The following is a 13,764-nucleotide window of genomic DNA, read 5'->3' as shown; positions in this document are numbered from 1 at the left end:
ATCGGGCCATTATACGTTGCACTGCGGCAACGCGTCGCGGGGCGCCCCGTGTGGCGCGGCTGCCGGGGATTGGCCCGGCGCGCGCTCGGCCGGCACCGGTCAGCGGCGCACCGTGATGCCCTGATCGATCGTTCCGTACATCTCGATGCTGCCGCCGCGCTCGCCGGCCGCGCCCGCACCGCCCTGCGCACAGGCCGCGCAGACGAGCGCGGCCGCCAGCAAACAGAAAATCGTCTTCATCATTGCATCGTGTCACGTGCGGCCGCCCGCTGCGGCCGCTTTCAGCCATTCTACGCGCGCGCCGCAAGCGGCCGCAGCCCGGTTCCGCCGCATCGACGACGCCCGCGCCAGTGCATCCGACATTTCATCCAAAAGCGAAACATCGAATGCGCACGCCCACTACACTGAAGCTCATCCCGCCTGACGAGACACGACGATGACCGACCAAGACGACCACCACTTTCCGGGCCTGAGCCGCATCGGCTCGCTGATCGCCGACCCGGGGCGCGCCGCGATGCTGTGGGTGCTGATGGACGGCAGCGCGCGACCGGCAGGCGAGCTGACGATGATTGCGGGGCTGTCGCCGTCCGCTGCAAGCGCCCATCTCGCGCGCTTGACCGAGGGCGGCCTGCTCGCGCTCGACGTGCGCGGCCGGCACCGCTACTACCGGATCGCGTCGGCCGACATCGCGGCCTCGCTCGAGGCGCTCGCGAACGTCGCCCGCGCAGCCGCACCGCATCGCCCGGTTCCGGCGCCGTCCCGCACGGTCCCGGCCGAGTTGCGCTATGCGCGCACCTGCTACGACCATATGGCCGGCGAACTCGCGGTGCGCATCTTCGACGGGCTCACCGCGCGCGGCTGGCTGCTTGCCGACGGCGATGCGATCGAGACCACCGAACTCGGCACCCAGGCGCTCGCGCAATGGGGCATCGACGTCGCGCAGCAGCGCACGCGCCGGCGCCGCTTCGCATGCGGCTGCCTCGACTGGAGCGAACGGCGCTCGCATCTCGGCGGCGCACTCGGTGCGGCGCTGCTCGATAGCTTCTGCGCGCACGGCTGGATCGAACGCGCCGCACGGCCGCGCGTGCTGCGCGTCACGGTGCCCGGACAGCAGGTTTTCGACGAGTGGCTTACGTCCGCTTGACGCCTGGATTGCGTCTGCACGACAACGGCGCGTGATCGACAGGTTTTGTTACATCGCGTGCCATTCGACTTACAAAACACCGAGCATTGAAACAGGCCGAGCGGATATTGTGAACTCAACGGCACGAATCGACGCGCCGCGATAATGACGAAGACGCTCACCATGGCCACCCTGTTCACGCTCAAGCGAACCGCCCGCTGCACGCTGGTCGCGTTCGTCGCGCTTGCGGCACTGCCCCCCGCATTCGCGCAATCGGCCGGCGCGCCGCCCTATGCGACCGCAGCACGGCAACCGGGCGGCGATCCACCCAGCCGGGTCGCGCGGCTCAATTACCTGTCGGGCGCCGTGACGACCGAACCGGCCGGCACCGATACGTGGTCGTATGCCGCCGTGAACCGGCCGCTGACGACCGGCGACCAGCTCTGGAACGATGCCGGTGCGCGCTCGGAGCTGCACATCGGCTCGACCGCGGTGCGGCTCGGCGAATCGACGAACCTGTCGGTGCTGAACCTCGACGACACGACGACCCAGCTGAAAGTGGGGCTCGGCACCGTATCGACGCACGTGCGCGATCTGCCGGCCGGCGGATCGTACGAAATCGACACGCCTAATCTCGCGCTCGGCATCACGGGCCCCGGCGACTATCGCGTCGACGTCGCGCCGAACGGTGCGAGCACGACGGTCACGGTGCGCAGCGGCAGTGCGACCGTCTACGGCAGCAACGGCCAGTACCCGCTGTCGCCCGGGCAGCAGGTCGTGTTCACGGGCACCGACCTGCAGGTCGCGCAGCAATCCGCCGCCCCGGGCCCCGACCCGCTCGACCAGTGGGCCGCCAGCCGCGACGCGGCCGAGGAGCGCTCGGTATCGGCCCGCTATGTGTCCCGCGACATCCCCGGCTACCAGGATCTCGACGCGAACGGCACGTGGCGCGAAACCCCGAACTACGGCCAGGTCTGGGTGCCGAACGACACGCCGGCCGACTGGGCGCCGTATCACGACGGCCACTGGATCTGGCAGGCACCGTGGGGCTGGACGTGGGTCGACGACGCGCCGTGGGGTTTCGCACCGTATCACTACGGCCGCTGGGCATACGTTGATGATAGCTGGGCCTGGGTACCGGGCCCGATGGTCGTCAGCCAGCCGCCGGTCTATGCGCCGGCACTCGTCGCGTTCGTCGGCGGTGGCGGCGGCCCCGACTGGAGTGTCGCGCTCACGGTGGGCGGCGTCGCCGCGGCCGGCTGCGCGTGGTTCGCGCTCGGCCCGGGCGAACCGTGGCATCCGGGCTGGGGCGGCTGGAGCCCGCACTACTACGACCGCGTGAACCGCAACATCGTGGTGAACAACGTCAACGTCAACGTGAACAAGACCGTGAACGTGACGAACATCACCAATATCACCAACATCAACAAGACGTACGTGAACTTCCGCGCGCCGCACGCGATCACGGCCGTACCGGCCTCCGCATTCGTGCACGGCCAGCCGGTCGCGCACTTTTCGCAGCACGTCGATCCGCAACAATGGCGCAACGCGCATGTCATGCCGGGGACACCGGGCATTGCGCCGGTGCGCCAGAGCTTCACGGGCGGGCTGCGCAATGCGAGCTACCGTCCGCCTGCGGCGATTGCCCAGCACCCGTACGTCGCGACGCGCAATCCCGCCGTGCCGCCCGCGTATCGCGACCACGCGGCGGCCCACCTCGCGCAGCAAGGCGGGCGCGTACCGGGTGCCGGCGCACCTGTCGTGAAGACGAACGTACCGGCCGACTACACGGCTCGCCCGGTCCGCGTTCCGGGCAAGCCGGACGGCGGCGCATGGGCGATGCACAACGTGCAGCTCGTGAATCCGCACGGCCCCGTCGTGCAACCGGCTCGCGCGCCTCGCGAAGGCCAGCCGGCCGCCGGGCAGGCCGGGCGGCCGGGCACACCGATGCCGGGCATGCCGAATCTCGCGCGGCCGGCGAACGGCGAAACCCCCAACGCACCGCGTTTCGCCAACGGCGGCATGCCGCAGGCGCCCGGCAACCCGGTGCCGCATCAGGCATTCGGGCCCGGCAATGGCGTCCCGCATCCGCCGGTCGCGAACAACGGTCCGGCGGGCATCGGCAATGCACATGCAGCCGAGACGCCGTCACCCGCGTGGATGCAGCCGCACACACCGATGGAACGTCAACGCCCCGCGCCGCCGACCGCGCTCCACGCGGCGGGACAGAATGCGCTGCCGCCCGTGCGAAGCGCGGCGATACCACATCCGGAAGGCGTGCCGACTCCGCAGGGCGCGCAGCCCGGCAGCCGGAACGAAGCGCCGCGCGCCCTGCCGCAACCGCGGCTCGACAGCACGGCGCAGATTCCGCAGCCGCGTCCGCGCCCCGATTTCCAGTCGCCGGCCCAGCATGGGCAATCGCAACCGGAACGGGCCGCACCTGCGCCGCAACCGCACCCCGAATTCGCGCAACCGGCGCCGCATCGCGAAGTCGCGCCGCCCCGTGTGAACGAGTACCGTCCGCCGGCCCCCGCCGTGCATGACATGCCGCGCCCGCAACCGCAGGCGCCGCGCATGGAGCCTCGGCCGCAACCTGCACCGCGTATGGAGCCGCGACCGCAGCCGGCGCCACGCATGGAACCGCGTCCGTCGATGCCCGCTCCGCGCATGGAACCGCGGCCGCAACCGGCGCCGCACGTCGAGGCACCTCACCCGAGCAACCCGCCGCCGCAAGGCGGTCACGAAGAGCGGCATCGCCAGTAAGCGCCGCAAACGTGAAACAAAAAGGCCCGCCCGGGATCAACCGGTCGGGCCATTTTTCTACGGGCGCGGCGCGATGCATCCGCGCGCCCCGGCTTGCTCGATCAGACCGCCATCGGTGCGGTCAGCGGCTCATGGTGGCGGTAGCCGACGAGCGAGAAATCGGACGGCTCGATCTGTTCCAGCCACTCGGGCGCGTAGACGCCCGTCTTCGCGTATTCCGGCACGCGCTCGGCAATCTCGAGCCGCGGGCTCTCGTAAGGCTCGCGCGTGAGCTGGCGCTGCAGCATGTCGAGCTGGTTCTCGTAGATGTGCGCGTCGCCGATGAAGTACGTGAACCAGCGTGGCGCGTACCCCGTCAGCCGGCCGACGAGTTCCAGCAGCGCCGCCCCTTCCGTCAGGTTGAACGGCGTACCGAGGCCGACGTCGTTGCTGCGGATGTACAGGCACAGCGAGATTTCACGCTTCGTCGCATTCGGCAGGAACTGGTACAGCAGGTGGCACGCGGGCAGCGCGATCTGGTCGAGCACGGCCGGATTCCACGCGTGAAACAGGATGCGGCGGTCGGACGGATTCTCCATGATCGTGTCCAGGCACTGGCGCAACTGGTCGATCGCCTTGTACAGCAGCACCTTCGGCGCACCGTCTTCGTCGAAACGCGTGACGATCCGGAAGCCGCGGCGCGTCGCATCGGCGATCTGCGCGTCGGCGCCCGCGTCGAGCACCTTGTAGCCCGGCCACTGGCGCCATTGCACGCCGTACACGTCGCCGAGATCGTCGACGCCCTGGCGATACGGGTTCGCGAGCCATTGCGCGTTCTCGTTCGCGTTCGCATCCCACACCTTGCAGCCGAGCGCGCGGAAATCGGCCGCGCTGCGCGTCGCGCGCAGGAAGCCGACCAGTTCGCCGATCGCCGACTTGAAGGCCAGCTTCTTGGTCGTCACGGCCGGGAAGCCTTGCTGCAGGTCGAAGCGCAGCATCGCGCCCGGCATGCTGATGGTGCGGATCCCCGTGCGGTTCTCCTGCCAGGTGCCGGTATCGAGAATGGTACGAACGAGATCGAGATACTGTTTCATGCGGGTTCCTTCGGCCGCGAGGGCGGCCGTACCCGCCAATTTTAGCAAGCGTGGTGAGGAAGCTCCGGCAACGGCGCCGAAAACCCTGCCAGCGTGTCGCCGCGATCGCGCATGCCGTGTGCGCACATCAGCCGGTAGAGCGTCACGCGCGACACACCGAGTTCGCGTGCGGCATCCGCGAAACGGCCGCGATGCCGCAACAGCGCCTGCTCGATCGCCTGCCGTTCGGCCGCCTCGCGCGCCTCCAGCAGCGACACGGGCGCGAGCGTCGCGAAGTCGTTCAGCTCGAGATCGGCCGCGGTGATCAGCCGGCCTTCCGACATGACGATCGCGCGGCGCACGCGATTGATCAGCTCGCGCACGTTGCCCGGCCACGAATAGCCGTACAGCGACGCGACCGCATCAGGGGAAAAGCCGCGCAGGCGACGATGCGCGTCGCCCTTGAAACGCTCGAGCATGTGGCGCGCGAGCACCTCGATGTCCTTGCCGCGCGCGCGCAGCGGCGGCTCCTCGATCTTCAGCACGCACAGACGATGGAACAGATCCTCACGGAACCGCCCTTCGCGCAGCGCCGCTTCCATGTCCACGTGCGTCGCGCAGATCACGCGCACGTCGACGGGCACCGACACATGGGCACCCAACCGCTCGATCTTGCCTTCCTGCAGGAAGCGCAGCAGGCTCGCCTGGCTTTCGAGTGGCAAGTCGCCGATTTCGTCGAGAAACAGCGTGCCGCCGTTGGCAGCCTCGACGCGGCCGATCTTGCGCTGGTTCGCGCCGGTGAACGCGCCGCGCTCATAGCCGAACAGTTCGGCCTGCAGCAGCGTCGACGGAATCGCACCGCAATTGATCGCGATGAAAGGCGCCTGCGCGCGCGACGAACGTTCATGAATCGCGACCGCCGTCAGTTCCTTGCCCGTACCCGATTCGCCGGAGATGAACACCGGCGCGTCGGTCGCCGCGACGCGGCGTATCGTCCTGAAGAGCCCGAGCATCGCGTCGCAGGTCCCGACCATTTCGCCTTCGCTGCGTCCGGCGCCGACGGGCGGCGCAACGGTTTCGGTCAGCGCGATCATTCCGTGTGCATGGCCGACGGTCTCGACGATCCGCGCCGTCTCGTACGGCATCGTCACGTAGTCGAAACAGTAGTCGCGAATGAGATGGCGCAGCGTAGCGTCCTGCAACTGGCCGCGGCGCGTCGCCGCGATCCAGCCGATGTGCTGAATGCTCAGACAGGATTCGAGTTCGCGCAGGTCGGAAGGCTTGAAGCCCGGCGAAAAATCGAGCAGCCCGGCCGTTGCGACACCATGCTGCACGACGCGCCGTACGTCTCGCACGGTCTCCGCGAGATCGACACGCCAACCGCATTCGTCGAAATGGCCGCGCAACGCGTCGTTCGGTTCGCGCGAATAGTAGATCACGTGCCGCTGATCGGCGCCCATAGCTCACCCCGTTCATCAACCGTCTAACGATTGCCGTGCACGCCAGGTCACGTGCGAAAAGGATCGAATCGGGTCAGCCGAAGGCGGCTCGATTCGCCATGCCGATGCGTGGCGACGACAAAGCCTCGCATGATGGCGCTTATCTCGCGTCCAGTTATTTTGATCAAGACAGCTTAGTTATAGGCACTGAATACGACAATCCAATTTCAGCGCGGTGGGCGATGCGGCCGTATCGCTCAGGAGGTCGATGCATGTCAATCGTCTGCACATAGCCCCGGCGCAGCGATACGCTCTGTCATCAACACTTGCGACGATTTTCATCCTTGAGGCGTATCGATTGAATCAGCAGTATTCCCAAGCCCCCTCGTTTCAGGCCTGAAACATTTTCAGCCGTTTTCCGACACAATTCGCAACGCTTGAGCACGAATCGCAGTCTCGACAACGGTCCCGGCGCGATGGCATGCATTTCGCTGAACATGGAAACCGTCGGAGACAGCGACCATGCGAAAACATCTTTTACTTTCTTTCGTGCCGGTGACCATTGCGGTCGCGGCCGCCGGCCCGCCCACGCCCGTACGCGCAGCCGAAGGCACGAATCCGGGTCGCGCCATGCTGCTTGCGGAAAACACGCCGAGCATGCAGCACGGCAACGGGTTCGGCATCGTGACCGTGTCGTCACCGCAACCGCTGCCGGCCGGCAGGATGTCGGTGACCCTGTGGGACGAGATCCCGCCGCCGCCGCAATTGCCGATGCCGCTTCCGGCACCGCAGCCGGGCGACGTGCAGCACGTGATGGAAGGCACCACGCACGGCAGTACCCATCAGTGATGCACGAGCCGAACCATTTGATCAGGATGACGTATTGATTTGCACGAGCCGGACAGCATCGACCCGATGCCGGCATCGTCGCGCTCGCAACACGAAACGGTTTTTGTGCTCCGTCCCCCGGCGGGCACTCTTTTTATTCATTCCGTCGCCGCGACGCATTGCCTCGGGCGTCGCGGCGCGCAGTGCGGAAAGGCGGATGCGCATACCCGGAACCGGCGCAGGCCGCCGTTCCGGTAAAATCGGCGCCATTCCGGTTTTCCTTTCCCCGACCTTCATGACGACGTTGACCCTGATCGTCGCGCGTGCCCGCAACGGCATCATCGGCCGCGACAACCAGTTGCCCTGGAAACTTCCCGAGGATCTCGCCTTCTTCAAGCGCACGACGATGGGCGCACCGATCGTGATGGGCCGCAAGACCCACGAGTCGATCGGCCGGCCGCTGCCGGGCCGCCGCAATATCGTGGTCACGCGCGACGCGACGCGTCGCTTCGACGGCTGCGACACGGTCACGTCGCTCGCCGATGCGCTGACGCTCGCCGCGCGCGACGGCGTGCCCGAAGCGTTCCTGATCGGCGGCGCGCAGCTCTACACGGAAGGTCTCGCACTCGCCGACAAGCTGGTCGTTACCGAGATCGATGCCGACTTCGACGGTGACGCGTCGTTCCCGGCACCCGACGCCGCGCAGTGGCAGGAAGTGTCGCGCGATGCGCACAAGGCGGCCGCACCGAATACGTTCGGCTATGCGTTCGTCGTCTACGAGCGCAAGCGCGGCTGACGCGTCAGCACGATGAAAAAAGCCCGACCGGCGCGAGCCGTCGGGCTTTTTCGTTTGATGGCGGCCGATGCCGCGTGCCGCTTACTGCCCGGCGATCGTCATCTGCTCGATCAGCACCGAGCCCGTTTCCTTCGTGCCGCGCACGATCGAATCGGCACCGATCGCGACGATATGCCGGAACATTTCCTGCAGCGTGCTCGCGACGGTGATTTCCTCGACCGGATACTGGATCACGCCGTTCTCGACCCAGAAGCCCGCCGCACCGCGCGAATAGTCGCCCGTCACGTAGTTCACGCCCTGCCCCATCAGCTCGGTCAGCAACAGGCCCGTGCCGAGCTTCTTCAGCATCGCTTCGAAATCGTCGCCCGCCTGCGTGTTCGAGCTGCGCAGCGCGAGGTTGTGCGAGCCGCCCGCGTTGCCGGTGGTCTGCGTGCCGAGCTTGCGCGCCGAATAGGTCGACAGGAAGTAGCCTTCGACGACGCCGTCCTTGACGACGCTGCGCGCACGCGTGCGCACGCCTTCCTCGTCGAACGGCGCGCTGCCCATCGCGCGCGGCACGTGCGGATCCTCGACGACCTGGATGTGCGGCGCGAACACCGGCTTGCCGAGGCTGTCGACGAGGAACGACGTCTTGCGGTACAGCGCACCGCCGCTCACCGCCTGCACGAATGCGCCGAGCAGGCCGGCCGCGAGCGGCGCCTCGAACAGCACAGGCACCTTGCGGGTATCGAGGCGGCGCGCACCCATCCGGGCAAGCGCACGCTCGGCCGCGTAACGGCCCACCGCTTCGGGTGCCGCGAGATCGATCGCGCTGCGTTTCGACGAATACCAGTCGTCGCGCTGCATGTGACGGCCGCTGCCCGCGATCGGCGCGCAAGCGATGTAATGACGCGAGTACGGGTAGCCGGACAGGAAGCCGCGCGACGTGGCCAGCACGAACTGCGAATGCTGGGCCGACACGCTCGCGCCTTCCGAGTTGCGGATCTGCGGGCTGACCGCGAATGCGGCGTCTTCCGCGCGGCGCGCGAGCTCGACGGCCTCGTCGGCCGACAGCGCCCACGGATGGTAGAGGTCGAGGTCACGCGGGTCGGTTTCGAGCAGCTCGGCCTCGGCCAGGCCGGCCGCCTCGTCCTCGGCCGTGAAGCGCGCGATGTTGTACGCGGCGGCGACGGTATCCTTGATCGCGCCCGGCGAGAAATCCGACGTGCTCGCGTTGCCGCGCTTCTTGCCGATGAACACGGTCACGCCGACCATCTTGTCGCGGTTGTGCTCGATCGTTTCGACTTCGCCGCGGCGCACCGACACCGACAGGCCGTCGCCCTCGGAGATTTCGGTCGCGGCGTCCGTCGCGCCGAGCGCCTTCGCATGGCGAAGGATGTCGGAGGCGATTTCTTTGAGCTGGTCCTGCGTGTGCGGGAAATAGCGCGCTTGTACGTCGAGATTGGCTGCCATCGTCTTGATATCCGGTGGCGGGCGGGCGCCCGCATGTTCAAAATGTTGCGTATCCCGCGATCATAGCAAGGTCCGGGGCCGGACACCGACAAGCTTGGGGTGTCCGCGGCGCGATACAATGCCGTCCATGACACGCAAAACCCGAATCCAGCCGATCGAGCATGCCGCCGAAGACGACGACAATGGCTACGATCGCCCCAGCAAATCCCAGTTGAAGCGCGAGATGCACGAGCTGCAGGTACTCGGCCAGGCACTCGTCGATCTGCCGAAAGACGCGCTGAAACGCATGCCGATGCCCGAAAGCCTCGGCGACGCCGTGCGCGAGGCGCGCCGGATCACCGATCACGAAGGCAAGCGCCGCCAGCTCCAGTACGTCGGCCGCGTGATGCGCTCGCTGACCGACGACGAGACGGCCGCGCTGCGCACCGCGCTCGACGCGCAACGCGGCGTGAACAAGGCCGCGACGGCCCGCCTGCACTGGATCGAACGCACCCGCGAACAGTTGCTCGCGAGCGACGACGCGCTGACCGAATTCCTGCGCCAGCACCCGGAAGCCGACATCCAGGAAGGCCGCACGCTGATTCGCAACGCACGCAAGGAAGCGCAGCAAGGCAAGCCGCCGCGCTATTTCCGCGAGTTGTTCCAGTGGATCAAGACCGCCGGCGGCACGTCCCAAGCGGACGACGAAGCGGCGGACGACGCCGGAGACGACCATGACGACGACGAAGCGTAACCACCCGAACGAGCTCGTCGTCGGCCTCGTGTCGATCAGCGACCGCGCGAGCACCGGGGTCTACGAAGACAAGGGCATTCCGGCGCTGCAGGAGTGGCTCACCAGCGCGCTGGTGTCGCCGTGGCGCGCCGAAACGCGCCTGATCCAGGACGACGCGCCGACGATCTCCGCCACGCTTGCCGAACTCGTCGACGTCGCGGGGTGCGACCTCGTGCTGACGACGGGCGGCACGGGCCCGGCGCGCCGCGACGTGACGCCCGAGGCCACGCTGGCCGTGGCGACGAAGGAAATGCCGGGATTCGGCGAACAGATGCGGCAGATCAGCCTGAATTTCGTGCCGACCGCGATCCTGTCGCGGCAGGTCGCGGTGATCCGCGAGACGGCCGACCATGCGGCGCTGATCGTCAACCTGCCCGGCCAGCCGAAGTCGATCCGGGAAACGCTCGAAGGGCTGCGCGATGCCGACGGTAAATCGACCGTGCCCGGCATCTTCGCCGCGGTGCCCTACTGCATCGACCTGATCGGCGGCCCGTACATCGAGACCGACGCCGCGGTGGTCGCGGCGTTCCGGCCGAAAAGCGCTCAGCGCGCACCGCGCTAAACGCGTGCCGGCCCGCTCAGGCGGCCGGCGCGGACTCGCCTGCCGAAGCCGACGCGGCAGGAATCAGGAAATGCTCGCGGTAGTACTTCAGCTCGTCGATCGACTCGTGAATGTCCGCGAGCGCCGTGTGCATCGCCCGCTTCTGGAAGCCCTTGTAGATCGCGGGCTGCCAGCGGCGGCACAGCTCCTTGAGCGTGCTGACGTCGAGGTTGCGGTAGTGGAAGAACCGCTCGAATTCGGGCATCCAGCGCGCCATGAAGCGGCGGTCCTGGCAGATCGAGTTGCCGCACATCGGCGACTTGCCGGGCGACACGTACTGCGCGAGGAAGGCCTGCAATTGCTCGGCGGCGTCCGCCTCGGTCACGGTCGACGCGCGCACGCGGTCGATCAGGCCCGAGCGGCCGTGCGTCGACTTGTTCCAGTCATCCATCTTCGCGAGCGTTTCGTCGCTCTGGTGGATCGCGAACACGGGGCCTTCGACGGCGATATCGAGCGTGGAATTGGTCACGACGACCGCGATCTCGATGATGCGGTCGTTATCCGGGTCGAGGCCCGTCATCTCCATGTCGAGCCAGACGAGGTTCAACTCGTTGCGCACGAGCGCGGGCTGGCTGGCGGAAGCGGCGGTATCGGTCATGAGTCATCCTGGAAAATGGCGGACGGCGCGCGGCGCCGCCCGGGCGGCCGGCATCGCATCAGCGGGGCCGGTCCGCAAGAACATATAATTCTCGCATAGAACCCTTTGGCGCCTTCGATGTCACCCTTTTCGTTCACCCTGCTGTTCGCGCTCGCCGTGCTCGCGATGGTCGTCACCAAGCTGTGGCTCGCGTCGCGGCAAATCCGCTTCGTCGCGGCGCACCGTAACGACGTCCCCGCGCAGTTCAGCGCAACCATCCCGCTGACCGCCCACCAGCGCGCGGCCGACTATACGGTCGAGCGCACCCGGCTGACGATGCTCGAAATCGTCGTCAGCGCGGCCGTGCTGGTCGGCCTCACGCTGCTCGGCGGCGTCGGCGCGCTCGACACGCTGCTCACCGGCTGGATCGGCCGCGGCTACGGGCAGCAGGTCGCGCTCGTCGCGGCGGTGCTCGTGATCACGAGCGTCATCGACGTCCCGTTCGAGTATTACCGCCAGTTCGGGATCGAACAGCGTTTCGGCTTCAACCGGATGACGAAGCGGCTGTTCTTCACCGACATGCTGAAAAATTCGCTGCTCGGCGCCGCGCTCGGCCTGCCGCTGCTGTTCGTCGTGCTGTGGCTGATGAACCAGGCCGGCAGCCTGTGGTGGCTGTGGACCTGGATCGTCTGGGTCGCGTTCCAGATGCTCGTGCTGCTGATCTACCCGACCTTCATCGCACCGATCTTCAACAAGTTCGAACCGCTGAAGGACGACGCGCTGCGCGCGCGCATCGAGTCGCTGATGAAGCGCTGCGGCTTTGCGGCGAAGGGGCTGTTCGTGATGGACGGCAGCCGCCGCTCGGCGCACGGCAACGCGTACTTCACGGGCTTCGGCGCATCGAAGCGGATCGTGTTCTTCGACACGCTGCTCGCGCGCCTGTCCGGCCAGGAAATCGAAGCCGTGCTCGCGCACGAACTCGGCCACTTCAAGCGCCGCCACGTGATGAAGCGGATGCTCGTGTCGTTCGTGCTGAGCCTCGTGCTGCTCGCGCTGCTCGGCTGGCTGGCGCAACGCACGTGGTTCTACACGGGGCTCGGCGTCACGCCGTCGCTCGACACGAGCAACGCGGGCGCCGCACTCGTGCTGTTCTTCCTCGCGATTCCCGTGTTCCTGTTCTTCGCAACGCCGTTCGGCAGCCTCACGTCGCGCAAGCACGAATTCGAGGCCGATGCGTTCGCGGCCAGCCAGACCGACGCACAGGATCTCGTCAGCGCGCTCGTGAAGCTCTATGAGGACAACGCGTCGACGCTGACGCCCGACCCCGTCTACACGGCCTTCTACTACTCGCATCCGCCCGCATCGCAGCGGATCGACCGCCTGATGCAGCACGCATGAGCCGGCCGACCTCCCGCAAGCCGGCCCCGCGCGCGTCGAATGCGCAACGGGTCGAAGGCCGCGTGATCGCGGCGCACGGGCGCCACTACATCGTCGCGCCCGACGACGGCGGCCCGATGCTGCAGTGCTTCCCGCGCGGCAAGAAGAGCGACATCGCGGTCGGCGACCGTGTCGTGTACGAACTCGCATCGGCCGACCAGGGCGTCATCGTCGAGATCGGCGAGCGGCGCAACCTGCTGTACCGTTCCGACCAGTTCAAGTCGAAGCTGTTCGCGGCCAACCTCGATCAATTGCTGATCGTGCTCGCGACCGAGCCCTACTTCAGCGAGGACCTGCTCGGCCGCGCGCTGATCGCCGCCGAGGCGAACGAGCTGAAGCCGCTCGTCGTGCTGAACAAGATCGACGTCGAAGCCGCGCTGCCGGTCGCGCGCGAACGCCTCGCGCCCTACCGCGCCCTTGGCTACGACGTGCTCGAGCTGTCCGTGAAGGGCTCGCCCGACGACGCGCGCACACAACTGATGCCGCACCTCGCCGGGCATTCGACGATCCTGCTCGGCCAGTCCGGGATGGGCAAGTCGACGCTCGTGAACCTGCTCGTTCCCGATGCCGAAGCCGCCACGCGCGAGATTTCGGCCGCGCTCAACAGCGGCCGTCACACGACGACGTTCACGCGCCTCTACCCGTTGGCGGGCGGCGGCGCGCTGATCGATTCGCCGGGCTTCCAGGAATTCGGCCTCTACCACCTGACGGAAGGCCGTCTCGAGCGCGCCTTCCCGGAGTTCCGGCCGCTGCTGGCCGACTGCCGTTTCTATAATTGCCATCATCTGCACGAACCTGGCTGCGCGATTCTCGACGCTGTCGCCGACGGCCGCATCGCACCGTCGCGGCATGCGCTGTATGCGCAGCTCGTGCACGAGGCGAGCCAGATCGTTCGCTGACCGCGCGGCACACGCGCGGCAGCCA

13 protein-coding genes are annotated in these 13,764 nt (G+C 67.5%); 8 read left to right on the top strand and 5 right to left on the bottom strand.

Annotated features, from left to right (window positions below):
• Nucleotides 1-99: 99 nt before the first annotated feature.
• Nucleotides 100-240, bottom strand: a complete 141-nt coding sequence (locus CFB39_RS40125) for a hypothetical protein (protein WP_163008963.1) — start codon at nucleotides 238-240, stop codon at nucleotides 100-102.
• Between the two features lie 196 nt (nucleotides 241-436).
• Here CFB39_RS40125 and CFB39_RS05530 point away from each other — a divergent pair, with 196 nt between their 5' ends.
• Both CFB39_RS05530 and CFB39_RS05525 read left to right on the top strand, forming a co-directional pair.
• Nucleotides 437-1,144: a helix-turn-helix transcriptional regulator gene (locus CFB39_RS05530; RefSeq protein WP_089424824.1), complete on the top strand. Its 708-nt coding sequence runs from the start codon at nucleotides 437-439 to the stop codon at nucleotides 1,142-1,144.
• A 162-nt stretch (nucleotides 1,145-1,306) separates the two neighbouring features.
• Nucleotides 1,307-3,886, top strand: a complete 2,580-nt coding sequence (locus CFB39_RS05525) for a DUF6600 domain-containing protein (RefSeq protein WP_089473228.1) — start codon at nucleotides 1,307-1,309, stop codon at nucleotides 3,884-3,886.
• Between the two features lie 101 nt (nucleotides 3,887-3,987).
• On the opposite strand, the gene CFB39_RS05520 is transcribed toward CFB39_RS05525, so the two are convergent.
• Nucleotides 3,988-4,959 (bottom strand): thymidylate synthase, encoded by a 972-nt coding sequence (locus CFB39_RS05520; protein WP_089472396.1) that lies wholly within the window; start codon nucleotides 4,957-4,959, stop codon nucleotides 3,988-3,990.
• A 41-nt stretch (nucleotides 4,960-5,000) separates the two neighbouring features.
• Nucleotides 5,001-6,398 (bottom strand): sigma-54 dependent transcriptional regulator, encoded by a 1,398-nt coding sequence (locus CFB39_RS05515; RefSeq protein WP_089472395.1) that lies wholly within the window; start codon nucleotides 6,396-6,398, stop codon nucleotides 5,001-5,003.
• Between the two features lie 501 nt (nucleotides 6,399-6,899).
• Between CFB39_RS05515 and CFB39_RS05505 the strand changes: the two genes are divergently transcribed.
• Together CFB39_RS05505 and CFB39_RS05500 are read left to right on the top strand one after the other, a co-directional pair.
• Nucleotides 6,900-7,226, top strand: a complete 327-nt coding sequence (locus tag CFB39_RS05505; RefSeq protein WP_089472394.1) for a hypothetical protein — start codon at nucleotides 6,900-6,902, stop codon at nucleotides 7,224-7,226.
• 274 nt (nucleotides 7,227-7,500) lie between these two features.
• Nucleotides 7,501-8,001 carry a dihydrofolate reductase gene (locus CFB39_RS05500; protein WP_089472393.1) on the top strand — a complete coding sequence of 167 codons (501 nt, stop codon included), beginning with the start codon at nucleotides 7,501-7,503 and terminating at the stop codon, nucleotides 7,999-8,001.
• An 81-nt stretch (nucleotides 8,002-8,082) separates the two neighbouring features.
• Here CFB39_RS05500 and pmbA read toward each other — a convergent pair whose 3' ends face one another.
• Nucleotides 8,083-9,453: a metalloprotease PmbA gene (pmbA, locus tag CFB39_RS05495; RefSeq protein WP_089472392.1), complete on the bottom strand. Its 1,371-nt coding sequence runs from the start codon at nucleotides 9,451-9,453 to the stop codon at nucleotides 8,083-8,085.
• A gap of 127 nt (nucleotides 9,454-9,580) precedes the next feature.
• Between pmbA and yjgA the strand changes: the two genes are divergently transcribed.
• Together yjgA and mog are read left to right on the top strand one after the other, a co-directional pair.
• Complete coding sequence (yjgA, locus tag CFB39_RS05490) at nucleotides 9,581-10,186, top strand: ribosome biogenesis factor YjgA (RefSeq protein ID WP_306426917.1); 606 nt, start codon at nucleotides 9,581-9,583, stop codon at nucleotides 10,184-10,186.
• A complete protein-coding gene (gene mog / locus CFB39_RS05485; RefSeq protein WP_089472390.1) occupies nucleotides 10,167-10,787 on the top strand; it encodes a molybdopterin adenylyltransferase in 621 nt (206 codons plus the stop codon). The genes yjgA and mog overlap by 20 nt, the downstream gene beginning before the upstream one ends.
• 16 nt (nucleotides 10,788-10,803) lie before the next feature.
• On the opposite strand, the gene orn is transcribed toward mog, so the two are convergent.
• Nucleotides 10,804-11,424, bottom strand: coding sequence for an oligoribonuclease (gene orn, locus CFB39_RS05480; protein ID WP_089472389.1), 621 nt, complete (start codon nucleotides 11,422-11,424; stop codon nucleotides 10,804-10,806).
• Between the two features lie 117 nt (nucleotides 11,425-11,541).
• Here orn and CFB39_RS05475 point away from each other — a divergent pair, with 117 nt between their 5' ends.
• Both CFB39_RS05475 and rsgA read left to right on the top strand, forming a co-directional pair.
• Nucleotides 11,542-12,801, top strand: coding sequence for a M48 family metallopeptidase (locus tag CFB39_RS05475; protein WP_089424819.1), 1,260 nt, complete (start codon nucleotides 11,542-11,544; stop codon nucleotides 12,799-12,801).
• Nucleotides 12,798-13,739 (top strand): ribosome small subunit-dependent GTPase A, encoded by a 942-nt coding sequence (rsgA, locus tag CFB39_RS05470; RefSeq protein WP_089472388.1) that lies wholly within the window; start codon nucleotides 12,798-12,800, stop codon nucleotides 13,737-13,739. The genes CFB39_RS05475 and rsgA overlap by 4 nt, the downstream gene beginning before the upstream one ends.
• Nucleotides 13,740-13,764 lie beyond the last annotated feature (25 nt).

Source organism: Burkholderia sp. AU6039, from assembly GCF_002223365.1.
Lineage (GTDB): Bacteria > Pseudomonadota > Gammaproteobacteria > Burkholderiales > Burkholderiaceae > Burkholderia.
The sequence above is the reverse complement of the archived record's forward strand: the minus strand, read 5'-3'. Positions and strand labels throughout refer to the sequence as shown.

What these genes read in the sequence shown, in the direction of transcription:
- CFB39_RS05475 (WP_089424819.1), top strand. Translation starts at nt 11,542, where the DNA reads ATGTCACCCTTTTCGTTCACCCTGCTGTTCGCGCTCGCCGTGCTCGCG.
- pmbA (WP_089472392.1), bottom strand. Translation starts at nt 9,453, where the DNA reads ATGGCAGCCAATCTCGACGTACAAGCGCGCTATTTCCCGCACACGCAG.
- CFB39_RS05515 (WP_089472395.1), bottom strand. Translation starts at nt 6,398, where the DNA reads ATGGGCGCCGATCAGCGGCACGTGATCTACTATTCGCGCGAACCGAAC.
- mog (WP_089472390.1), top strand. Translation starts at nt 10,167, where the DNA reads ATGACGACGACGAAGCGTAACCACCCGAACGAGCTCGTCGTCGGCCTC.
- CFB39_RS05505 (WP_089472394.1), top strand. Translation starts at nt 6,900, where the DNA reads ATGCGAAAACATCTTTTACTTTCTTTCGTGCCGGTGACCATTGCGGTC.
- CFB39_RS05530 (WP_089424824.1), top strand. Translation starts at nt 437, where the DNA reads ATGACCGACCAAGACGACCACCACTTTCCGGGCCTGAGCCGCATCGGC.
- CFB39_RS05525 (WP_089473228.1), top strand. Translation starts at nt 1,307, where the DNA reads ATGGCCACCCTGTTCACGCTCAAGCGAACCGCCCGCTGCACGCTGGTC.
- rsgA (WP_089472388.1), top strand. Translation starts at nt 12,798, where the DNA reads ATGAGCCGGCCGACCTCCCGCAAGCCGGCCCCGCGCGCGTCGAATGCG.
- orn (WP_089472389.1), bottom strand. Translation starts at nt 11,424, where the DNA reads ATGACCGATACCGCCGCTTCCGCCAGCCAGCCCGCGCTCGTGCGCAAC.
- CFB39_RS05520 (WP_089472396.1), bottom strand. Translation starts at nt 4,959, where the DNA reads ATGAAACAGTATCTCGATCTCGTTCGTACCATTCTCGATACCGGCACC.
- CFB39_RS05500 (WP_089472393.1), top strand. Translation starts at nt 7,501, where the DNA reads ATGACGACGTTGACCCTGATCGTCGCGCGTGCCCGCAACGGCATCATC.
- CFB39_RS40125 (WP_163008963.1), bottom strand. Translation starts at nt 240, where the DNA reads ATGAAGACGATTTTCTGTTTGCTGGCGGCCGCGCTCGTCTGCGCGGCC.
- yjgA (WP_306426917.1), top strand. Translation starts at nt 9,581, where the DNA reads ATGACACGCAAAACCCGAATCCAGCCGATCGAGCATGCCGCCGAAGAC.